Origin of the sequence: Dyadobacter sp. NIV53 (assembly GCF_019711195.1) — a bacterium.
Taxonomy (GTDB): domain Bacteria; phylum Bacteroidota; class Bacteroidia; order Cytophagales; family Spirosomataceae; genus Dyadobacter.
Window position 1 is genome coordinate 3,199,173 of sequence record NZ_CP081299.1, and the last position, 22,033, is coordinate 3,221,205.

Below are 22,033 nucleotides of genomic sequence, written 5' to 3' on the forward strand. Positions count from 1 at the left end.
AAGAAAGAAAGGTTTCGTGCAGAGCAGAAAAGATTTTAGAAGGATGGCATAAAAAAATCACTCTTCATCCTCTAATATCACCTGTATTATCAGTATGAGGTTTTATTTTTTAAACCTTTCAAAACTTTTTTCGCTTCTTCTAATTTTTTAAGCACAAAAGGATCTGAACTATGGCTTTTTATATCCCGATCAACTTTTATTTCAAAAGTATTCGTTATCTTTTTCCCTATTGATTTCATAAGTTTAACATTATTTTAAAGTCATAATAAATGCTTCTTAATTGGTATTCTTGCTAAATACCTCTACTTCATTATCATATATACCTTGAATCAGAAATTGTTCTTTCCAATTTTCTATTTCCTTACTAATAATAATTTGATAAAGCCGGGTTCGCGAAGGAGTACTTCCGCTGAAAAACAACGCTTTATTATTATTTAGTTCAAAAAACACCAGAACCGTTTGTATAACAGTGGCTAATACTTATTCCATGTCCTGATTTCCACTTACAGACAGATCATTTAGCAATCCATTTTCGTCAATATCTCCAAAAGCTAAATTATAAATATTTTCATTTATTGGAACATATTCAATTGCTTTACGGATTTTACGTCCATTAGAAATACTTTCAAAAGTAAAAGTGAGATAATCACCAGAAGTTTTATATGGATAAAATTTTTGCTTCACTAAATGTGTGTGTTTTGTGTAAAATTACAAATTCAAAACATAGGAGTAGTAGGTTTATTAAATAACTAGTAACATTGTCTGCTTACTTTGCCTTTTTTCTTTTCCGCTTTGCGTGAAACCTTTCTTTCCCTTAATTTTAAAAAATGGTACGTATATTTTATAAAGAAGGGCGTTTGATCAAACGTGAAAATGACATTCGGGAACTTGGCAAGGTAAAAAATCTGGTTTGGGTTGATTTACAGTCGCCTTCTGCCGAAGAAGAAGAATGGGTGGAAAACAAATGTGATATCAGTTTTCAAACACCACAGGAAATTGTAGAGATTGAAAGCAGTTCACGTTTTTTTGAGCAGAATGATACTATAAATGCAAACTCCAACTTTCTGAAAATTGATCAGAGTGGGTATGAAACTTATCCGGTTTCATTTATTCTTAATAAAAATGTCCTTTTTACTTACCGCCGTGGTGATTCCAAAACTTTTGCTGATGCAGTAAAAAAGATGAAAGTAAGTCCTGATACCTTTCACAATGGAGTCGACTTTATGCTTTTACTTCTGGAAACGCGGATTGAAGCAGATGCGGATTCACTGGAGGCAATTTCAAAGGATATTTCAGCTATCAGTAAGGACCTCAATCATGAGCAAAGGGCAAGGCAGGAAGTACTGATCCGTATCAGTGGTCTGCAGGAAATAACGATGATGCTGCGGGAAACAAGTATTGACAAACAACGTGTGCTCTCAGGCATTTTACGTAGCCAATACTTTCCGGAAGACAGAAAAGAACATTTAAGAATTATTCTGAAAGACATTAGTTCACTGCTGGAATACACAACGTTTAACTTTGAGCGGCTCGAATATCTTCAGAACACTTTTATGGGTCTGATCAATCTGGAACAAAGCCAGGTAATTAAGATATTTACCGTAGTAACAATTATCTTCATGCCGCCAACGCTCATTGCAGGAATTTTTGGTATGAATTACAATCATATTCCCTCCACCGGTGAACCATGGGGATTCTGGGTTTCGCTTTTGCTCATGCTTTTGTCCTCACTGGTAGTACTTTGGTTTTTCAGGAGGAAGCGCTGGATTTAAAAGTTTAAATAAAGATTTTTAACGCAATAGACGCTAAGGATTTCGCAATGGGCGCAAAACCCTTAATGGTGAACAATCCGTAACAAAAATTGCCTTTTTGAATTACGTTGGGCTAAATTAGATTACTATTATTTCAGTTATACATGAATACGATTATTCCGGATCAACAAGCTATACAATTTGACATTGCACGTACCGAAGAAGATTTACACCAGATTCTCAGTCTTCAAAAATTGAATTTAAAGAATGAAATTTCTGATGAAACTAAAAAAGAACAGGGCTTTCTGACGGTCAATCACAAGATTGAAGAATTAATACTAATGCAGCAAAGTACGCCTCAGATCGTTGCCAGAGCAAATGGCCGGATCGTTGCATTTGCATTGGGCATGCTTCCGGAATTGGGAAAACTAATTTCTGATCTGCAACCGATGTTTACCTTACTGGAAGGATTAAACTGGCATTCTGTAAAGCTGCCAGCTTACCGGTATTACATTATGGGGCAGGTTTGTGTTGATGTCAATTTTCGCGGACAAGGCGTTTTTGATCAGCTGTATCAGAAGCATAAAGAAGTTTACAGTACTGAATATGACCTGTGTATCACAGAAATTTCAACATCAAATACAAGATCCCAGCGTGCTCACGAACGTGTTGGTTTTGAAACAATACATACCCATCTGGATCATGTAGACGAATGGAATGTAGTTGTCTGGGAATTTTAAGATCAAAAAACTAAAAAGTACCTCTTATCCTTTTAACAAGATTCTTTAAGCGTATTGGCAATGGAATATCCAGTTCGCTTAAAGGGCCATCATAAACTTTTCCTTTTTTCAGGTAATATCTGGAAAAGGTACCTGAGGTCAAACCCCATTTGTTGATAAATGTATAGTAACCATTATTTTTTTTAACCCGTTTCACCGATGTTGAACCGAAATGATACACACGGCTTTCACTGACACCCTTAAAAATCCGGATTCCCATTTTCCATAATTTCATGGAAAAATCCGGGTCTGAATACATTCCCGGTGAAAATTCAATACTATAACCACCTATTGTATCCCAAACATCTTTATGCACTACATTAGGCGGCCAGGTTGCTCCCTGCCAATCCTGCATCGGCAATTTATTAAATTCTTTAAGCAACCTGTCTTCCTGAAACGAAGAAGTATCACATCCGAAATCTCCTTTGATCGAGCAGCTGCTTTGCGGAAAAGCTTCAATGGCGGTTCCGGAAATAAAAAACTGATTGTGACCTATATTTTTTATTTCCTCATATATATTTTTATCCCAGTCCGGGCATACATACATATCATCATTTAAATACAAAATGTAATCAGTAACTGCCAGTGTAGCAGACGTGTTCAGTGCATAACATACCCCGATATTCTGCTTACTTGAAGAGTAATCAATGTCTTCCTGTTCCTTCACCCATTCCAGTGTGCCATCAATGCCTTCGTTTACATGTACAATGATCTGGTGTTTGAAACTCGAATTTTTCCTGATACTTGAAATACATAGTTTAAGGTACGCCAGATTATTCCACGAAGGAATCAGTATTGAAAACAGATAGTCATTTTTTTTACGTGACCTGGTTACTTTTTCTTCAATCATCAGCGGGTTACCTTTAATCAGTATGTAATAACAGAATTTTACAGCTATCTGCGATTTCCATATTAAAACATTATTCTATTTTAAAAAACATTTTCATGCAAAATAACCACCTGCGTAATTCTTTACGTTTTTTATAGGCCGTGATTTCTTTCCTATACCTGAAAAAAATTATCATTCTCGTAAAGTTATGACGCAAAGAAAAATTCTGATAGCTTTTGTGTAATGAATAAAAAACTTTTTTTATCTCCGGCAAACTGTCCGGACATTTTTCATACATCATTTTCATCCGCTCTCTGATTATTTCGTTGCGGCTCTCCTTTGTTATTTTTTTCTTCCGGGTTGCTTTGGTACCACCAGAATTAACACCTATTACATTTCCACCATGCTGCCGGTACAAAACCAAAACTTCATCAACAAATTTTATCGGGCTAAAAAGCGTAGATACAAACCCAATCCAATAGTCGTGCGTAACAATCACGGGCAATGGCAAACTCTGTTCTATCACTTCTCTTTTTACGAGCATCGCATGCCCCGAAGCCGTGCCTCCAACCACATAATTTAATGGCGTCCAGAAATCCAGTAAATTTTTAAGATCCGTCAGTTTTATTCCCAAACTTTCCCCATCTGCACCTATCAGCTCTGAATTACAATAGACCATTGCATGTTCACCTTTTTCTTTCATGAGGATACTTATTTTTTCCGGAAGCCATATATCATCCTGATCGCTCAATGCGATATAGTCTCCCTTACAAAGCAACAGGCCCTTTTGAAAATTTTTAATATAGCCCAAATTTTTCTCCGCCTTATAAACACAGATATTTGGGTAGGATGCAGCATACCGTTCCAGTATTGCAATTGTACCGTCATTTGATGCGTCGTCTACAATGACAATTTCCAGATTCGGATATGTCTGATTAACAATACTGTCTAGTTGTTCACGCAGAAACCGCTCTCCGTTGTATGTTGCCACAACGATTGATACAAGCTGCAATTGTAAGGATTCTTTAGCCTGGACAATCATTTTAAAGATTAGAATTAAATTATAATATTATTTATTATACGTAAGAATTTTTCTAAACAAGATTGATTTCTATTTGAGATTGTAGTTCAAAGCATGTAGATTTGTTATCCTTCAAACCTGAACTTTCTGATAGGGACGGTTGTAAAATTACTAAATCTGATCCAAGTAAATAATTAAATTAGTATGTCACAAGAGCTTACCAATCAAGGGAACCTGCCGCAGGATCGCCTGCCGGAACCTTTGTTGATAGAAGACCCATTGCGCTTCGTTTTATTTCCGATCAAACATGGAGATATATGGGAAATGTACAAACGTCATGAGGCCTCATTCTGGACTGCCGAAGAAATAGATCTGTCTCAGGATCAAAAGGATTGGGACAATCTAAATGATGGCGAACGTCATTTTATATCACATGTCCTGGCTTTTTCGCTGCTTCTGACGGAATTGTAAATGAAAATCTTGCTGTTAATTTTCTGAGTGAAGTACAGTATGCCGAAGCAAAATGTTTCTATGGTTTCCAGATAGCTATGGAAAATATCCATTCCGAAACTTATTCTCTGCTGATTGACACATACATTAAAGATCCTAATGAAAAAGATCATTTGCTACGTGCTATTGATACGATTCCATGTGTGCAGAAAAAAGCTGAATGGGCTTTAAAATGGATTAACAGCCCGGTTTTTGCTGAACGTATCATTGCATTTGCTGCGGTAGAAGGAATTTTCTTTTCAGGTTCTTTCTGCTCTATTTTCTGGCTGAAAAAACGTGGATTAATGCCGGGACTTTCTTTCTCTAACGAGCTGATTTCCCGCGATGAAGGTTTGCATTGTGAATTTGCGTGCCTGCTTTATACACGTCATATTGTTAATCAGCTTCCTCAGGAACGTGTGATTGAAATTATGCTGGATGCGGTAGCAATTGAAAAAGAATTTGTTACAGATTCTCTGCCGGTTTCACTGATCGGGATGAATGCTGAGCTTATGAACCAATACATTGAATACATTGCCGATTTCTGGCTTGAAAGACTGGGCTGCCCAAAACAATTCGGTTCTGCCAATCCTTTTGATTTTATGGAATTAATATCACTTCCGGGTAAAACCAACTTCTTCGAAAAACGTGTTGGGGAATATCAGAAAGCCGGTGTAATGAGTGGACTGAACGATAAAGATTCAGGACATAAAATTTCCTTTGACTCTGATTTTTAATGACTTTTAGCGATTAGCAAAATGCTAATCGCTAATTTCTTCAATTGCCTTCCAGATCAGCTCGCTTTCATAGCCTTTTCCCATAGCATATCTTGCCAGTTTTTGTTTGAGTTTAAATTTATCGGTTTCTGTCCGGTCAAGTAATGTTTTCTTTTTGGTTAAAAGCTCCTTCAATCCTTCCTTGTAGGCTTGATCCCCTATTTCTTTCATTCCCTTTTCTATGCTGTATTCGCTCAACCCACGGCGGTGCAGCTCCTGTTTAATTTTCATCCGGCCCCAGTTTTTCATTCTGAACTTTCCACCGGCATAAGTTTTCGCAAATCTTTCTTCGCTCAGGTAGTTTAAAGAGATCAATTCGGCAATAATTTCATCTGCTTCTTCTCCCCAAACATCCCATTTTTTTAACCGAAGCCTTACCTCGTCCTGGGTACGCTCCTGATAAGCACAATAAGAAGCTGCTTTTTGAAGAATAAGACGGTCCATCAGAGTTTGATATTAAATATTGTTAACATGATGCAAGATTAAAGAAAATATCAATGATGAATAACTATTTTTGACGGAACATAATATCCTAATCCGAGATCTGAAAGCAAATGATTTTTAAAAGACGTTCATTTTTGAAGTTGCTGCCTGTTTTGTCTGGTGTTCCATATCTGGCCAGTTCAGAAATAGTTAATCCGGCTGCAAAAATTTCAATGCGGTTTATTGTTGCTTCTGACGGCCATTACGGCCAGCCTGATACAGATTATAAAACTTTTCATTCTGATCTGATCGGCTGGGTCAACAGGGAAAAGCTGCAAAAAGGAGTGGATTTTGTTTTTTTTAACGGAGATATGATTCACGACGATCCTACATTGTATTACGACCTTAAAACGATGCTTGCCAATTTACACGTTCCTTACTTTGTAAGCAGGGGAAACCATGATAAAGTTGGTTTGGATGTGTGGCAAAGTACATGGGGATATGGCACCAATCATAGCTTTGCAAAAGGCGAATATGCATTTGTGGTAGGAGATACTTCCAATGAAAAAGGAGAATACCTTTGTCCGGATATTAACTGGATGCGTAATGAAATAGCAAAGTATAGCGATAAAAAAGGCATTTTTGTTTTCCTGCACATTACGCCGGCAAAATGGACACCAAATGGTGTTGACTGTAAGGAAGTTGTCGAATTATTTGAAAACACGCCTAATGTAAAAGCTATTTTTAACGGACACGATCATGATCAGGATAGTAAAAAACAGAATGGCAAAAAACCATATTTCTTCGACGGGCACTTTGGCGGAAACTGGGGCACTTCATACAAAGGTTACCGCATCGTTGAAATTTATGAAGACCATACCTGGCAGACTTATCAATACAACCCAACGGCTGCACCGGTATTAAATTCATTTACAGGGAAATAAAAACCCTGGGCCGGAACCCAGGGCGAATTATTCTTCAAAAATATCTTTAACTCCAATTTTAAAACCTTTTCTTACTTCTGCTTTCAATATTCCTTCCCGGAGTTTTTGCGCTAACTGAAACTGCTTTTGATCTAGCAAATACTGTTCAACTGAGAGATTTTCAGGATCAACAATCCAATATTCCTTTATACCGTGAAGAGCGTAATCTGTCATTTTGATGCCATAATCACGATCTTTTGTGCTTTCAGAAAGAATCTCTATAATGAAATCAGGAGGTGGAAATGCAGACTGGGTTTTACCGAAATTTTCAGCCTGGCCTTTCAGCCAAAAACAGATATCAGGTTCATAATCATTTCGGGTTAACCGGATCATTACTTTTTCGATTCCCACTTTTCCCAGATTATTTTCCTTTACAAATGGTAGTAACCGGGTTAGAATATTAGAAGATGCCATCCAGTGTCTGCCATATATGGGTGAGTGGTATATGATTTCACCTAATATAAATTCAGCTTTCCGATTCTCATCGACCTCTGCCCAAAAAGTATGGCGCCGGATTTGTTCTTCACGCCAAATACCTTCAAGCTCGTCCAGCAAGCTTCTAAGGTCAGGGATCTTTAACAATTCGTCTCTTACATTCATACTTTCATTTAATGGCTTCATAATATGTCGAACCGGAAAACATTAAATCTAAGTTACACAATCCAAAAGGATCCGACAAACCTGCTTTTGAAATCATACGTCAAGCGTCCGCCCTAAACTACCTTGATCAAGTGATTTTTCTTTCCTTTTGAAATCAGTAAAAAACTCTCCTGAAGTAAAGTAAAATCCGATCTTGACTGATCCGCCGAAGTTACCTTTACTTTATTAACACTTACGGCATTTTGCTGAATTGCCCGGCGTGCTTCACCTTTTGATGCGTATACTTCCGATTTGGTTACAGTCGAAATCAGATCTGTTACATTCAGGCACTCATTCCATTCTTCTCTGGTAATTTCAGTTTGGGGAACGCCATCAAAAATTGTATCGAACTCGTCGAGTTCAATGCTTTGTAAAGTTTCAAGTGTCGCTTTTCCAAACAAAACTTCCGAAGCTTTCAGAACCAGTTCATATGCTTTCTGAGAATGTATCCTGATTGTCAGTTCTTCTGCCAATGCTTTTTGCAATACACGCAAATGTGGTGCTTCTGCATGCCGGCTTTCAAGCGCTTCAATTTCTTCTTTATTTTTAAACGAAAATACCCTCAGGTAACGTGGAGAATCTTCATCGCTTTGGCTTAACCAAAACTGGTAAAATTCATATGGAGATGTTTTGGCAGCATCCAGCCAGATATTCCCGCCTTCACTTTTACCAAATTTTGATCCGTCTGATTTTGTTAGAAGTGGCGTTGTTAATGCATAAGCTTTGAAATAACCATCTTCATCCCCTTCTTTCCTGCGAATGATTTCAGTTCCGGTAGTAATATTACCCCACTGATCCGAACCACCCATCTGAAGACGGATATTCTTGTGTTTGTACAAATGGTAGAAATCGTATCCCTGCAAAAGCTGGTACGAAAATTCGGTAAAAGAAATGCCGGTTTCCAGTCGCTTTTTTACTGAATCTTTCGACATCATATAATTGACACTCAGAAATTTACCTGCTTCGCGTAAAAATTGCAAAAACCCCATTTCCTTGAACCAGTCGTAATTATTGACCATTTCGGCAGAATTGGCACCACAATCAAAATCAAGGAACTGTTCCAATTGTTTACGAATCCCTTCCTGATTGAACCTTAATGTATCTTCATCCAGAAAAGAACGTTCCGATGCTTTAAAAGAAGGATCGCCAATCATACCAGTAGCACCGCCAACCAATGCAAACGGTTTATGGCCTGCACGTTGAAAATGAACCAGAAGCATAATTGTAGCCAGATTGCCAATATGCAGTGATGAAGCAGTAGGATCAAAACCGATGTATCCGGAAGTCATTTCTTTTCTCAGCTGATCATCTGTTCCCGGCATCATATCGTGCAGCATTCCCCGCCAGCGCAATTCCTCTATAAAATCAATCGTCATTTGTATGTTATTTCTTATTTCAAATCAAACCGCAAAGGTAAAGGTTATAGTTTTTAAAAGACGCAAAGAGAATAATATTTGGTCATGAAAGTTATTCACTTCAAAGTGCCTATTTTAGCATCTTTAAAAGAAATAAATGTAACTATACACGATTCAAGTCATGCCAAGACTCACTTATACCACTATATTATTTTTAGTACTGCTTATTTTAAGCTCTATAAACGGATACGCTCAAAGCCAGGCAACTTTTTGTAATCCAATGGATATTGATTACAAATACAACTTTGAACAACTGAATGAAAATATCTCATACCGTTCTGGCGCTGACCCGGTTATCATTAACCATAAAAACGAATATTATCTTTTCGTAACAATTTCCGGCGGTTACTGGCATTCCAAAGATATGATCCACTGGAAATATTTAACAGCAAACCGCTGGCCATTTGAAGATATGTGCGCGCCGGCCGCCGTTTCCGTCAATGATACTTTATTTTTATTTCAATCTACTTTTGAGCAGCGCCCCATTTTGTATTCCGTAGCACCTGAAAAAGGAATCTGGGAATTTTATAACAGATGGACACCACGTTTACCCAAAGATATTGGCCCCTGGGATCCTGCTCTTTTTCATGACCCGGATACAAACAAATGGTTTATGTACTGGGGTTCGTCCAATGTCTATCCCATTTTCGGAGCAGAACTGGATCATTCTAAAAAACTTGCTTTTAAGGGACAATACAAAGCAATGCTCTGGCTGAATCAGTATGAACACGGCTGGGAACGTTTTGGCCCAAATCACTCTGACCCTTTCAAACCATTTACAGAAGGTGCCTGGATGACCAAAAATAACGGCAAGTATTATCTCCAGTATGGTGCGCCAGGAACGGAATACAATGTTTATGCAAACGGAACGTATGTGGCAGATGATCCGCTTGGCCCATTTACTTATGCACCTTACAATCCGGTATCATACAAGCCCGGCGGATTCGCAACCGGGGCAGGTCACGGTAATACATTTCAGGATAATTATGGCAATTACTGGAATACAGGTACTTCGTGGATAGGACTGAACTGGGCTATGGAACGAAGAATAGTCATGCATCCGGCGGGATTTGATAAAGACGGACACATGTTTGCAAATACGCGTTTTGGAGATTTCCCCTATAAAATGACTACTAAAAAATGGGATGGAAAAGGTGATGATCTTTTTGCGGGATGGATGTTATTGTCTTACAAAAAACCTGCTACTGCTTCTTCCACTATGGACACGATGTCAGTTAACAAGATAACAGATGAAAATCCAAGAACTTTCTGGGCAGCTAAACAAAACAAACCTGGTGAAACCCTGACGATAGACCTGCAAAATGAACAGGATATTAAGGCTATACAGGTTAATTATACCGATTATAAAACAAACATTTTCGCTAATGATCCTGAAAAGGTTTATACACAATTTAAAATTCTTACTTCAAAAGATGGCAAAAAGTGGGAGTTGGTAAGTGATCTGACGAAAGAGCCAAAACGTGACCGCCCCTGTGCTTACATCGAATTGCCACAGCCGGTACGGGCGCGTTATGTGCGTTATGAACACGTTTATGTAGCCGCCCCAAATCTGGCAGTCAGTGAGTTCCGGATTTTTGGGAACGGATCAGGAAAAGTACCTGAAGTTCCGAAAAAATTCACTGCCAAACGCCAAAAGGATACACGAAATGCAGATTTGAGCTGGGAAAAAATTCCTGGTGTAGTCGGCTACAACGTACTTTGGGGAATTGCACCGGATAAATTATATCAAACCTATCAGTTCTGGAACGATGAGCCCAATGCATTCGAACTCAGGGCATTGAATGTAGGTGTACCATATTACTTTGCTATTGAAGCTTTTAACGAGAATGGGGTTTCGGAAATGAGCGAGGTAATAATGGCGAAGTGACAATACCGGTTAATTGTTGATGGTAAATTGTTAATGAGCTGTTATTAACGATTTGCCATCACTCATCGTACCAGACAATTATCGTATCATAAAACTTCTTCCTCTGCCTCAAACACAATTCCTTCATAAATAGCCGAAACAGGCATTGTAAAATTGAGAAGATCAAATGATATTACTGATTCAGGAGTATCGAAAGACTGATAAATCCAGACGCCTTCCTGATCGGTTCTGGTATAAAGTTCTACGTAGCATTCATGCTGGGCAATCAACATGTAATAATTTGGAGAAGCAATATTTTTATATCTTCTCAGCTTAAAATCCCGGTCCCATCATAAAATTCATGACGGATTTCACTTCTCTCCTCCATTTCCAGATACTCAGAAACTGTATATTTCTTTTCTGCTATTTGTGCTTGTCCCATAGTATTTTCACATAACTGTCAGAAAAACTACACTAAATTAAATTAGTTGCAAAAAGGGAAGATTATAAAGTAAGGGAAGTAAAAATATCAAACCAAAGCATCATTTTCCCCACAAAAGCGAAGAATCACCATAACTTAAAAAGCGGTAATCGTTATCCAGCGCCTCTTTATAAATTCGCTTCCAATCCTCTCCTACCAAAGCTGCTACAAGCAAAATTAATGTGGAACCGGGTTGATGATAATTGGTAATAAGTCCTTTGCATAAACGAAATGTATATCCGGGGAAAATAAATATTTCTGTTTCGCCAACAATAGAATCCAGCTTTTCCTTATCCATGTAGCGTGCAATAGCACTGAGTGACTCTGTTGCAGATGGCAGTTCAGATTCTTCAAATGGGTATGGATACAGTTTCTCAATTTCAAAAACTGTCGTTTCTGAACGATACAATTTTACACCGTACCAATACAGACTTTCCAGGGACCGCAGCGAAGTAGTACCAACCGGAACAATGGTTTCGGTATTCAGAAGCAATTCATTAATTAAACCGCGTGTGAATACAACCTGTTCCGAATGCATTTTATGTTCGGTAACTGTATTTGCTTTAATTGGCTGGAATGTACCGGCACCTACATGAAGCGTAAGAAAAGACCTTCTGATTCCTTTAATTTGAAGCTCATGAAATATCTGATCTGTAAAATGCAACCCGGCGGTTGGAGCAGCTACGGCACCATCATGATTGGCGTATACAGTTTGGTAAGTCTGTTTGTCAATTTCTTCTGTTTCCCTGTTCAGATAAGGAGGTAGCGGAATCTCTCCCAATGCTTTGACAATCTCCAGAAAAACAGCATCCGTATTCCAGATTAACCTGACTTGATTCTTTTCATAATCAGCATATTCAACCCGCAATTGAATTATTTCCCCATCGACAGTTATCTGTGTAGATAAAGAATCAGATACTTTCCAGCGTTTTTTATTACCAATCATGCATTCCCATACGCACGACTGAGTTACCAGCATCGCATCATTGATAACGTGTGTAGGCTTTTCAGGATGAAGCAATAAAATTTCTATAGTAGCACCGGTCTCCTTTTGAAAATATGCCCTTGCAGGAATAACTTTCGTGTCATTAAAAACAAGCAGCGTATCAGCAGGAAGATTTGCAGGTAAATTCGTAAAATGACTGTGATCAATTTGTCCTTCTTTATAAATCAGGAGCTTTGAACTGTCACGCGGGACGACTGGATAACGGGCAATTCGCTCGTCTGGCAAGTCATAATGAAAATCCTGCAAACGCATAGCTTCCGCTGCTGCTAACCAGTTATTCTTCATTCAAAAAATGATTTGTAACAAATAAATTGCCGGATATGAATTAAAATATTTCATATTGACTTCTACAATTTATCTTCTGGTGCCGGTGTCCACAACAAGCGTAATGGCAGAATAAATACCATCACCATCAATGCAATACTGGCATAATAAAGCCATGAAAAATCGAAAACATCCAGCTTATACTGGTTGCTGTTGATAGTAGCCAGCGCAAAAAGACTGAACCCGATAATTGTATTGATTACAGCTACCAGACAATAAAGCCAATTGATCAAATGTTCGTTCAGGTCAGTACGATGCCTGGCCCATATCTTGCGGTTTATTATAGGTAAATACTCAGGGTCGACATTCGGAATTTGTTTGGCTAGTCCGGAAATAACAACATTATTTACCAGGAACAAACCCATTACAATGTAGAACACATGCTCTTTGTTCACATATCTTTCTGCCAGTCCGGTATCGGAAAAGTCTACCGCCACCATATCGGGGAACAATGAATAGGTCCAAATTAGCGCTCCGATTACCAGTAATACCGATAACCACCGCCATATTTTAATAACAAACGTTCCAACTTTCATGAATGAATAACCTTTGCAGGATTTCTTTTTTCGCCATAGTAATTTGGGCGCAAAATTAGGTCGGGGAGTTTCTAAAACCTAATTGAAGCGGTATCAATCCAACATTAATTAAATAACACATATAAAATATTGATAAAAGTCAGACCGATCATACTAAGCTGAAATAATTTACACAAATCAAATCGTGATCAGATGACCAAATTTTGTAAAATTCATGCTTATTCGTGTTATTCGTGGCTGGCAAAAAACCGAATAATTATCAGATAAAGAGGCTAATCACTTATGAAAATCTACACAAAAACCGGTGATAAAGGCACAACTTCGCTTATAGGAGGTACACGACTAAGCAAAGCGCACGTACGTATTGATGCTTATGGCACAGTGGATGAGCTCAATAGCTACATTGGCTTACTTGGCGATCAGCCGGTTAACATAAAGCGTAAAGACCTTTTAAAAGAAATACAGGACCGCCTATTTACCATTGGGTCACATTTGGCATCGGAGTCGGATAAATCCAGAAAAATATTGCCCGACTTACTGGAAGACGACATCGTTTTACTTGAAAAAGCCATGGATGAAATTGACAGGCAGGTTCCTGCTCTTCGTGCATTTATACTGCCTGGAGGCCACGAATCAGTTTCGTTTGGACATGTAGCCCGAACCGTTTGCCGCCGGGCCGAACGTGCTGTTATACATTTGCAGCAGGGAGAAGAAGTTGAAGATATTGTAATCCGCTACCTGAACCGGTTGTCAGATTATCTTTTTATGCTTTGCAGAATCATGACACTTGACCTCGGAATAGAGGAAGTAACCTGGAAGCCAAGGGTTAGCAAATAATAATTGTTATACTAAATATCTTCCTAATGTTGATATAATTTTGCTAAATTGCAGGACTAAATTCAGAAGTAAAAGTTCATTATATTCAGCATAAATTTGAGGCATTATGACAGCCGATACATTGCAAATAGAAATTCAGCAAACAAGTAAATCACGTTTGCAGGAGGTTGATTTTAACAACCTTGTCTTTGGAAAGAATATTTCCGATCATATGTTTATCTCCGAATATCGTGATGGCCAATGGCTAAATTCACGCATTGTACCTTACGGAGATCTGTCCCTCAGCCCTGCAACAGCCGCCCTTCATTATGGCCAGGCTATTTTTGAAGGAATGAAAGCATATAAAAATGAAGAAGGCGAAGTACTTATCTTCCGTGCTATTGATAACTGGAAACGACTGAACAAATCTGCTGAGCGTCTTTGTATGCCTGTCATTCCTGAAGAAATTTTTATGGGTGGGCTTACAGAATTACTGCGTCTGGATTCAGAATGGGTACCTTCGCAGGATGGCTGCTCGCTTTATATCAGGCCGTATATGTTTGCAACAGATCCATACATTGGTGTAAAACCATCTGATAGTTACTATTTTATTATATTTACAAGTCCGGTTGGTACTTATTATGCCAAACCACCCAGAGTAAAGGTGGAAACACATTTTATAAGAGCTGCGGAAGGCGGAGTAGGTGGTACCAAATGTGCAGGAAATTATGCAGGGTCACTTTATCCTGCCAAACTTGCGCAGCAGGAAGGTTACGATCAACTTATCTGGACTGATGCCCGTGAGCATGCTTACATTGAAGAATCGGGCACGATGAACATTATGTTTATGCTCGATGGCAAACTGGTTACTCCCTATGTTTCCGAAACCACGCTTGATGGTATTACGCGTAAAAGTATTGTTGCCATTGCACAGCACTGGGGCGTTCCGGTCGAAGAAAGAAGAATCAGCGTAAAAGAAATAATAGATTCATTAAAAGACGGAAGCCTTGAAGCGGCTTTTGGTGCTGGTACTTGCAAGTGGTAATATCTCCGTTTGCAACCATTGCATTTGAAGGTGTTGACTACGCCGTTCCGGAAGTAAAAGCAGGTTCTTTCGTTGCCAATGTAAAAGATTATCTGACTAATATCCGTACAGGAAAAGAAGAAGATACTTTTGGATGGACGCTTAAAGTTTAGTTAAAGTTTTGATTTTAAAGTTCAAAGTAAACAGATTTGCAGGCTACTGTAAACTGTTTTACTTTGAACTTTTTACTTGTACAATGGACTTCTTCCCAGCGTAATTATCCCGGAATTCCTTAGGCGTACATCCGTTTTTGCTCTTAAAAATACGGTTGAAATAAGATAAATTATTGAATCCGCAGCGATAAGCAATTTCTGAAATCGTATGGGTTGTATTTACCAATGAATGGGACGCATGCCCCAGCCTTATTTCATTCAGGCTTTCTATAAAAGTCTTTCCTGTCCTTTTTTTGATAAAACGGCTAAAAGACACTTCCGACATTCCTGCTAATCTGGAGACACCATCCAGTGTAATTTCCTTGTCATAATTATCACGCATATAACTAAATACCTTTTCAATTCTCCGGCTGTTAAAATTGATGTTTTCATTCGTAAAAGTACTGTTTGATAAAGTTCTCATGTTACTGGAAACAGATAAATCATGCAATATGGACATCAGTTGCAGAATCGAATCAAATCCATTTTTTTCGGTTAACAATTTGAGTTTTGGTATAACCTTTTCTATTGTCTCCGCTGAAAAAGCAATGCCCTGAACAGACTTTTCCAGCAAGGAACGAACGAAGAACAACTGGTTACGGCATAAAAACTTATCATCAAACAAATCCCGGTGAAACTGCAAGTGTAATTTCATAAATTTCCGGCATACCTTCACTCCATTGATAACTATGTGTTATCCAGCCATGTGGCAGATTACTACCTAATAAAACCAGTTCGGCATCATTAATAATTTCGACGTGATCCCCAACTATTCTCTTTACACCTTTCCCGTTAAGGATCAGATTGAGCTCCAATTCATCATGATTGTGCAATGGAAAGTTAAAATTGGTTTTATTACGTGCAAGAATGGAAAAGCAATCATATTCCGTTAAGGAGGTAATTTCTCTGTAAACTTCATTCATAGATTCACTGTTGAGTAATAAAAAAATTGAATAATTAAACCGGTAAACAATATTGGCACTTTAATCTATTCATTATCAAACTGAAACGCATATTAGTATAACTTCACAAGCAGTAATAATTTTCCAAAAAAGTCCGATCGAAGTAAAATATCACTATAAATAATAAGTAAATTACTAATTAAATTCATCTAATTTAGTCAAAAGTCATACCGTAATTATAAAAAAAATTAGAAATATTATTTTATTTATTCAAATAAGCTAATAACTAAAATTTGACACACTTGCTGCCAGATAATCTGATGACATCAATACCGGTCATTTGAAAGATATATTGGACATTAATAGATTTGAGCTCCAAGATGTCATGAATTTTTTAGGGTATCTTTTTGTATTTTATCCTAAATTTGGGATTCAACGTGATCTCATCCAATAATTCATTTTAACATGATCCAATCATTTACCGCAGCAGCCGATAAGGATGTTGTTTTCGAAAAAGTCGGACAATTTATTAAAGAACAAGGCTTTACCGTAGTTAGTAAAGACCATTCGCGTCCATGGGGTGGATTTTTGTTTTGGAAGAAACAGAAGCACCCAAATTTATTTCGACTTTCTTTCCTCATTTATCACTGGAAGATTTTGCAGGTTACGATAAATTGAGCCCAAAAATTCTGGTAGTAGCTCCTAACAAAAGGCTTTCGTGGCAATATCATCATCGCCGTGCCGAAATATGGAAAGTAATTGGTGGAAATGCAGGCATTGTGATCAGTGATACGGACGAAGAAACCGAAATGCAGCAACTGCCGATTGGCACAGTTATTGACTTAAAAAAAGGTGAACGTCATCGTTTGATTGGTGTAGATGAATGGGGAATTGTAGCCGAAATATGGCAGCATACCGATCCTGCAAACCCTTCGGATGAAGACGATATTGTACGTGTACAGGATGATTTTGGCCGGTAAATTCTATTCAAGACTTTCCAAGTCTAGGCGTTGGCGTCTTTAAGACCTGGAAAGTCTAATCCGGCTTAAAAACATTCCGTTTAACCAAAAAGTTATGCAATTCGGAAAAGTTAAAGACCCGGTAGAAATTGATTTTATTTTACCAGACGACCATCCTGATACAAAAAACGTACTGGATGCTAAAAAAGGCAATCCCAACATTTATGTTGGTTGTACTGGCTGGAGCAGGGCAGATTTAAAAAACTTTTACCCAAAGGGTACTAAAGATGAACTTGCTCATTATGCGGCAAAATTCAATACAATTGAGTTAAACGCAACGTTCTACACCATCTTCCCTCAAAATACCATTGAAAGCTGGCATGAAAAAACACCGGTAAACTTTCGGTTTTGCCCCAAAGTATACCAGGAAATCAGCCATAGAAAAAGACTCAAAGACGTAAAAAATGTAACAGATATTTATCTGGATGGAATGGCACTTTTACGTGAAAAACTTGGCTGTATGTTCCTACAGATGCCGGAAAACTTTGGCCCTGAAAATTGGCAGGTACTACGGAAATACCTGGAAGAATGGCCTTTGGGCTTTCCTCTTGCACTTGAATTAAGACATCCTGACTGGTATAGCGGTTCCTGGAATAATGATGAACTATATACCCTGCTTGAAAAGCAAAATATAGCTCATGTCATCACCGATTCTCCCGGGCGCCGTGACCTGTTGCACATGCGGCTGACGACAACGACTGCCTTTATCCGTTTTAACAGCACAAACCTTGATTCTGATTACCCTCGTTTGGATGACTGGTTTGACCGTATAAAATTATGGGTGAATGAAGGAATTGAAAATATTTACTTTTTTGTTCATCAGGATCATGAAAAGGTTTTTCCTGACCGGTTTGTTTACCTGATTAAAAAACTAAATTCTGAGTTGGGAATAAAATTAAATATCCCGCAAAATCCAATGGCAACCGGGCAGCTGAATTTATTTGGTAACTAATAGCACGAACGTCCCCGTTCGTGCTATTAGTCATTTTTCAAGCAGCCCGTGGTAATAAGCCATGTAATAAGGCAGTAAAAAGAAAGTCCCTTCGTGTTCATCATGCCCGTCTCCTTCGGAAGCCAGCAATGCAAAACCATCCCGATCCTGACGAACATGCCCGCGCTCATCAATAGGCACTGCATAACCATTTGCCCGCCAGCCAACATTTGGTTTTTGTAACGGAGATAAATCAAAAACTACATCCAGCCGGTGTGTATTGTCCATCGTATAACCAATCAGATCAAGCGGGATTTTTTGCAGATTTTCAAGAATATAGCTTTGGTTATTATTTCTCTTATAATAGTTTTTCACCACTTTCGGTGCATAAAGTCTGTTTTCAGGAAACAGATTACCTTTTTCAAATATCTTCTGATCAGCCATTATTGTAAACTGATTAGCCAGTGAAGCATAAATTGCATCCCAAAATGCATTTTTTTGCTTACTGATATGCTGCCACGCAGTTTCCAAAGATTGCCTGTACATTAGCATCAATGCAGGATCAGTTTCATATTTTATCAATCCATACATACTCATCAGGCAAAGATTATTGTCCCATGGAACTACATTTTCCGGAGGGAAGAACTCTTTTGGATGCATGGCGTAAATGTGATAATTGTATTTATCCCTGAGTATTTTAGCTTCCTTATCGTATTTCGTGTCACCAGTCACATGTTTGGCTACGTTCAAAAACGACAGCATCATCATTGAATTCAGGCCACGCTGATCGTAGCCATAAACCGAAGCAAAATATTCAGGAGAATAGTCTCCCCAACGCGTCACTTTTCCATCATAATCTACCAGTTTGTAACCATGCCGAATAAGATGATCCATCATATCTCCCACCACCTCACGGACTGCCTGCTTTTCTTCCTCCGTCCTGGCAACCAGATCATAATAAATACCATAGAAAAAGAAATGCCCGGCCAGCTCGTCTGAACTGGTATCGCATTTCCATAAATATTTCCCGTCTTTGCTTTTAGGAAAACGCGGATAAATATCCTTCCACATGGGATCCTTTTTCTGGTTTTCAAGATTATCTTCCCGGCTGTAAATTTCATTCACAGGCTCATGCCAGTCAACCGGAATAATTACACGTGCCGGAAACCCTTTTTCATGCGTAATATCCACCAGCCATTTACAGGCTTTAAAACTTTGATCAGCCAGTTTTTTTGCTTCCGGATCGCCTGTTGCAGCATAGCGGAATGCGTTTGCAGCTCCATACATGGATGTATACATACCATCATTATCCGAAATGCCCACTTCGGAAGTTGCTACATTGAACTGTTCTTTTAAGTGGCTTGGTGCAACAAATCCCATACGATTATGCCGTTCTTCCACTTGTTTGGTAAAATACCTGGCTTTTTCTTCCAGCGACATTGAAACGGGCGTAACCTGACTTACTCCTGCATTGGTAGCAATCCAGGCGGTACCATTCTTTTGTACAACAATACTATTTACATAGTCATCTGGTAGCCAGCGCCGGCTAAAGCGGTATTTAAAATCATCATGATCTGCTTCAATAGCACCTTTTTCAGTTCCAAACCAGACAGTACCGTTAACACCGGCAGCAGCACTGGTAAATTTATTATAGGGCAGTCCCTCTTTTCCTGTAAACAATTTCCACGATTTCCCTTCCAGATATCCAATACCTTCTTCGGCACCGAACCAAAGCCTCCCTTTGGAATCAACCACCAGTGCGGCAACGTTTTTTAATACCCAGTTGTACGTATCATTTGCAGGAAAGATTCTGGTTGGTTTTTTAGCTTTATTGTAAAAATAAAGCCCCCGATTACAGCCAATTGCATAACCATCTTTAAACGGAACGGAAGATAAAATAACAGCACCCGGAATTACTGGTAACTGAGAGGCAATTGCTCCCTTGGAATCAGCTTTTATAACACTCCATTTCGAATCCTTAAACCCAAAGCGTTTTCCCGAAGCTTCTGCTACCGGATATTCATTTTCCAGGACCATTTTATCAATCCTACCCTCAGGCAGCCCTTCTTTTGAGGAATGAATCGTTACAACTTCCTGTATAAATTTCTGATCACCAACTGATTGGGCGAAAATCGAAAAGGGCAAAAGCAAAACTAAAAAAATCAAAAGCTTCATATACGTTCCAGCATTTATTGTATCAAGACTCCCGCTTTAATAACGGACTTTGTTAAATACTTGCAATGTGAACGAAGAGGCTATGAAAACGAGGAATATTCCAATTATAAGCCAAAGCCAACGCCTTGTTCAGGAATAACCAGTTTGAGCCGAAGTAAATTGTTTTCCCTTAATTGTGCCCTTATTTTTTCTTCATTGTTTCCCGCCGGCTTAATGTGTGTAATGATTATGTTCAATTTCTGCATATTCTCTTTTCCTGCCAATTCCGAAAGTTTGTTCATTTCCTTCATCAGCCATTTTGGTGTTAAATGCCCGTATAATTTATTGTCTGGTTGCTCATTTGGATATGACACTTCCAGAAAAACCCCTTTCAGTTTTCCTGCTTTAATTAACGGACTTATATCTTTCCAGATAGCTTGAATATGATCTGTTTTTTCAACTTCATCCGGCCCGGTATCCCCGAAATACAATACATAAGCATCACCAGTTCTGATCAGAAATGCTGCACTTTCGTATGGATTTGAATGGCTGAGTTTATAGGCTTTTACCGACATTTCAGTTTGTTCTATTTTCAGCTCCTTTCCTTCTATTAATGGTTTATAAGTATATTTATTTAACAAGAACCCATTTCCTTCATTTCCGAAATTCGGCCAGCTTTCCCAGTTAAAATAATGATTTCTGATCGTTTCCAGTGTATTTGGAAAAGCGTAAATACTTTTCGTCGTATCATCTGCCGAATTAATAATAAGTCCCGATATATGATCGAGATGTGCGTGGGAAATCAGATATCCCTTTATATAATTTTTCAGTACAGCATCTTCTGAAACTGAAAAAGCCCCATTCTCAATCGCCTTACGAATCCCTGTATTGAGCGTTCCTGCATCCAGACAGATATATGCCTCTGAACCGGAAGGTGCAATCATATAAGCCGACAAATTCCCTTCCTGAATTCCACCTTTTACACCCAGCGGAACGACCCGAAAAGCAGATTGTGCAAAGCTGATTGAAAAAAATAACTGAGAAAATAAGAAAACAGCGGAAATGAAACGGATCATCGAAATTTGAATTAAGTACTTATCGTACAATTATAATATATCAAAAATAATAGTTGTCTCAAAATTTAAACCAGATTGTCAGAAAATGAAAAATAGATGTTGTCTTTACCGGTAAATAAAAATAACCACGAAAAAATAACAACTTTTTTTCATTTGTATTTACTGCGTATTAATTTGAATGTTAATTCATTACAGATTAAAAGTCAGATTTTATGACAAATGGTGACATCGTTTAAAATACTTCGAATATTGTATGAATTCTCTTGAAATGGTTTTGGTCATTCTGGCCGTCTGGAGACTTACACACCTGCTTTCGGAGGAAGACGGTCCGTTTGACATCATTTTCATAATAAGAAAAAAGCAGGAAATGGCTTTTTCGGAAGTTTGCTCGACTGTTTTTATTGTGTAAGTATATGGATTGCTTTTCCATTTGGAATGTGGATCGGAGATAACTGGTGGGAGAAAATAATAATGTGGCTGGCATTTTCAGGAGCTGCCTGTTTACTCGAACAGGCGACCACCAAAACCGGCAGGAATACCAATAAACCTGATTATTACGAAGACTAAACTTTTGAAATCA

Annotated in this window: 21 protein-coding genes and 4 pseudogenes; 11 read left to right on the plus strand and 14 right to left on the minus strand. The window is 38.4% G+C overall.

The genetic code is table 11. The annotated features are described in order from the left end of the window. Positions 1–89: 89 nt before the first annotated feature. Both KZC02_RS12820 and KZC02_RS33330 read right to left on the minus strand, forming a co-directional pair. Positions 90–239, minus strand: coding sequence for a hypothetical protein (locus tag KZC02_RS12820; RefSeq protein WP_221394456.1), 150 nt, complete (start codon positions 237–239; stop codon positions 90–92). Positions 240–276: 37 nt separating this feature from the next. Then, positions 277–684 (minus strand): annotated as a pseudogene (locus KZC02_RS33330) (DUF6934 family protein). 143 nt (positions 685–827) lie between these two features. On the opposite strand from KZC02_RS33330, the gene corA reads away from it, so the two are divergent. After that, complete coding sequence (gene corA, locus KZC02_RS12830) at positions 828–1,772, plus strand: magnesium/cobalt transporter CorA (RefSeq protein WP_221394458.1); 945 nt, start codon at positions 828–830, stop codon at positions 1,770–1,772. Positions 1,773–1,915: 143 nt separating this feature from the next. Next, a complete protein-coding gene (locus KZC02_RS12835; protein WP_221394459.1) occupies positions 1,916–2,491 on the plus strand; it encodes a GNAT family N-acetyltransferase in 576 nt (191 codons plus the stop codon). 10 nt (positions 2,492–2,501) lie between these two features. Here the strand turns inward: KZC02_RS12835 and KZC02_RS12840 are convergent, their stop codons facing one another. Both KZC02_RS12840 and KZC02_RS12845 read right to left on the minus strand, forming a co-directional pair. Next, positions 2,502–3,380: a glycosyltransferase family 2 protein gene (locus tag KZC02_RS12840; protein ID WP_221394460.1), complete on the minus strand. Its 879-nt coding sequence runs from the start codon at positions 3,378–3,380 to the stop codon at positions 2,502–2,504. Between the two features lie 70 nt (positions 3,381–3,450). Then, positions 3,451–4,401, minus strand: coding sequence for a glycosyltransferase family 2 protein (locus tag KZC02_RS12845; protein ID WP_221394461.1), 951 nt, complete (start codon positions 4,399–4,401; stop codon positions 3,451–3,453). 303 nt (positions 4,402–4,704) lie between these two features. Here KZC02_RS12845 and KZC02_RS12850 point away from each other — a divergent pair. Further along, positions 4,705–5,606: pseudogene (locus KZC02_RS12850) on the plus strand (ribonucleotide-diphosphate reductase subunit beta). A 24-nt stretch (positions 5,607–5,630) separates the two neighbouring features. Here the strand turns inward: KZC02_RS12850 and KZC02_RS12855 are convergent. Beyond that, positions 5,631–6,089, minus strand: a complete 459-nt coding sequence (locus KZC02_RS12855) for a regulatory protein RecX (RefSeq protein ID WP_221394462.1) — start codon at positions 6,087–6,089, stop codon at positions 5,631–5,633. Positions 6,090–6,199: 110 nt separating this feature from the next. Here KZC02_RS12855 and KZC02_RS12860 point away from each other — a divergent pair, with 110 nt between their 5' ends. Further along, complete coding sequence (locus KZC02_RS12860) at positions 6,200–7,012, plus strand: metallophosphoesterase (RefSeq protein WP_221394463.1); 813 nt, start codon at positions 6,200–6,202, stop codon at positions 7,010–7,012. 27 nt (positions 7,013–7,039) lie between these two features. On the opposite strand, the gene KZC02_RS12865 is transcribed toward KZC02_RS12860, so the two are convergent. Together KZC02_RS12865 and tyrS are read right to left on the minus strand one after the other, a co-directional pair. Beyond that, positions 7,040–7,672: a Uma2 family endonuclease gene (locus KZC02_RS12865; RefSeq protein ID WP_221394464.1), complete on the minus strand. Its 633-nt coding sequence runs from the start codon at positions 7,670–7,672 to the stop codon at positions 7,040–7,042. Positions 7,673–7,764: 92 nt separating this feature from the next. Beyond that, positions 7,765–9,060, minus strand: a complete 1,296-nt coding sequence (tyrS, locus tag KZC02_RS12870; RefSeq protein WP_221395036.1) for a tyrosine--tRNA ligase — start codon at positions 9,058–9,060, stop codon at positions 7,765–7,767. Between the two features lie 166 nt (positions 9,061–9,226). On the opposite strand from tyrS, the gene KZC02_RS12875 reads away from it, so the two are divergent. Then, complete coding sequence (locus tag KZC02_RS12875; protein WP_221394465.1) at positions 9,227–10,993, plus strand: family 43 glycosylhydrolase; 1,767 nt, start codon at positions 9,227–9,229, stop codon at positions 10,991–10,993. An 86-nt stretch (positions 10,994–11,079) separates the two neighbouring features. On the opposite strand, the gene KZC02_RS12880 is transcribed toward KZC02_RS12875, so the two are convergent. From KZC02_RS12880 to KZC02_RS12890, 3 genes are all read right to left on the minus strand, one after another. Continuing rightward, the gene (locus KZC02_RS12880; protein WP_221394466.1) at positions 11,080–11,265 is read right to left on the minus strand and encodes a hypothetical protein; all 186 of its coding nucleotides are present in this window, start codon (positions 11,263–11,265) and stop codon (positions 11,080–11,082) included. A gap of 249 nt (positions 11,266–11,514) precedes the next feature. Then, a complete protein-coding gene (locus KZC02_RS12885) occupies positions 11,515–12,744 on the minus strand; it encodes an S-adenosylmethionine:tRNA ribosyltransferase-isomerase (RefSeq protein ID WP_221394467.1) in 1,230 nt (409 codons plus the stop codon). Between the two features lie 62 nt (positions 12,745–12,806). After that, complete coding sequence (locus KZC02_RS12890) at positions 12,807–13,319, minus strand: hypothetical protein (protein WP_221394468.1); 513 nt, start codon at positions 13,317–13,319, stop codon at positions 12,807–12,809. Positions 13,320–13,601: 282 nt separating this feature from the next. Between KZC02_RS12890 and KZC02_RS12895 the strand changes: the two genes are divergently transcribed. Both KZC02_RS12895 and KZC02_RS12900 read left to right on the plus strand, forming a co-directional pair. Then, positions 13,602–14,156 carry a cob(I)yrinic acid a,c-diamide adenosyltransferase gene (locus KZC02_RS12895; RefSeq protein ID WP_221394469.1) on the plus strand — a complete coding sequence of 185 codons (555 nt, stop codon included), beginning with the start codon at positions 13,602–13,604 and terminating at the stop codon, positions 14,154–14,156. A 106-nt stretch (positions 14,157–14,262) separates the two neighbouring features. Continuing rightward, a pseudogene (locus tag KZC02_RS12900) lies at positions 14,263–15,332 on the plus strand (branched-chain amino acid aminotransferase). Positions 15,333–15,390: 58 nt separating this feature from the next. Here the strand turns inward: KZC02_RS12900 and KZC02_RS12905 are convergent. Beyond that, entirely contained in the window at positions 15,391–16,026 is a 636-nt protein-coding gene (locus tag KZC02_RS12905) for an AraC family transcriptional regulator (RefSeq protein ID WP_229254254.1), read from the minus strand. Continuing rightward, entirely contained in the window at positions 15,989–16,294 is a 306-nt protein-coding gene (locus KZC02_RS31780) for a hypothetical protein (protein WP_229254256.1), read from the minus strand. The genes KZC02_RS12905 and KZC02_RS31780 overlap by 38 nt, the downstream gene beginning before the upstream one ends. Positions 16,295–16,738: 444 nt before the next feature. On the opposite strand from KZC02_RS31780, the pseudogene KZC02_RS12910 reads away from it, so the two are divergent. Both KZC02_RS12910 and KZC02_RS12915 read left to right on the plus strand, forming a co-directional pair. After that, positions 16,739–17,253 (plus strand): annotated as a pseudogene (locus KZC02_RS12910) (phosphoheptose isomerase). 94 nt (positions 17,254–17,347) lie between these two features. Further along, the gene (locus KZC02_RS12915) at positions 17,348–18,244 is read left to right on the plus strand and encodes a DUF72 domain-containing protein (RefSeq protein WP_221394470.1); all 897 of its coding nucleotides are present in this window, start codon (positions 17,348–17,350) and stop codon (positions 18,242–18,244) included. Positions 18,245–18,274: 30 nt separating this feature from the next. Here KZC02_RS12915 and KZC02_RS12920 read toward each other — a convergent pair whose 3' ends face one another. Together KZC02_RS12920 and KZC02_RS12925 are read right to left on the minus strand one after the other, a co-directional pair. Continuing rightward, the gene (locus tag KZC02_RS12920; protein ID WP_221394471.1) at positions 18,275–20,398 is read right to left on the minus strand and encodes a hypothetical protein; all 2,124 of its coding nucleotides are present in this window, start codon (positions 20,396–20,398) and stop codon (positions 18,275–18,277) included. Positions 20,399–20,502: 104 nt separating this feature from the next. Further along, on the minus strand, positions 20,503–21,453 hold the full coding sequence (locus tag KZC02_RS12925; RefSeq protein ID WP_221394472.1) for an MBL fold metallo-hydrolase: 951 nt from the start codon (positions 21,451–21,453) through the stop codon (positions 20,503–20,505). A gap of 253 nt (positions 21,454–21,706) precedes the next feature. Here KZC02_RS12925 and KZC02_RS12930 point away from each other — a divergent pair, with 253 nt between their 5' ends. Together KZC02_RS12930 and KZC02_RS12935 are read left to right on the plus strand one after the other, a co-directional pair. Further along, positions 21,707–21,862 (plus strand): hypothetical protein, encoded by a 156-nt coding sequence (locus tag KZC02_RS12930; RefSeq protein WP_221394473.1) that lies wholly within the window; start codon positions 21,707–21,709, stop codon positions 21,860–21,862. Beyond that, positions 21,838–22,020, plus strand: coding sequence for a hypothetical protein (locus KZC02_RS12935; RefSeq protein ID WP_221394474.1), 183 nt, complete (start codon positions 21,838–21,840; stop codon positions 22,018–22,020). Before KZC02_RS12930 ends, KZC02_RS12935 begins: the two co-directional genes overlap by 25 nt. The last annotated feature ends 13 nt before the right edge of the window (positions 22,021–22,033 follow it).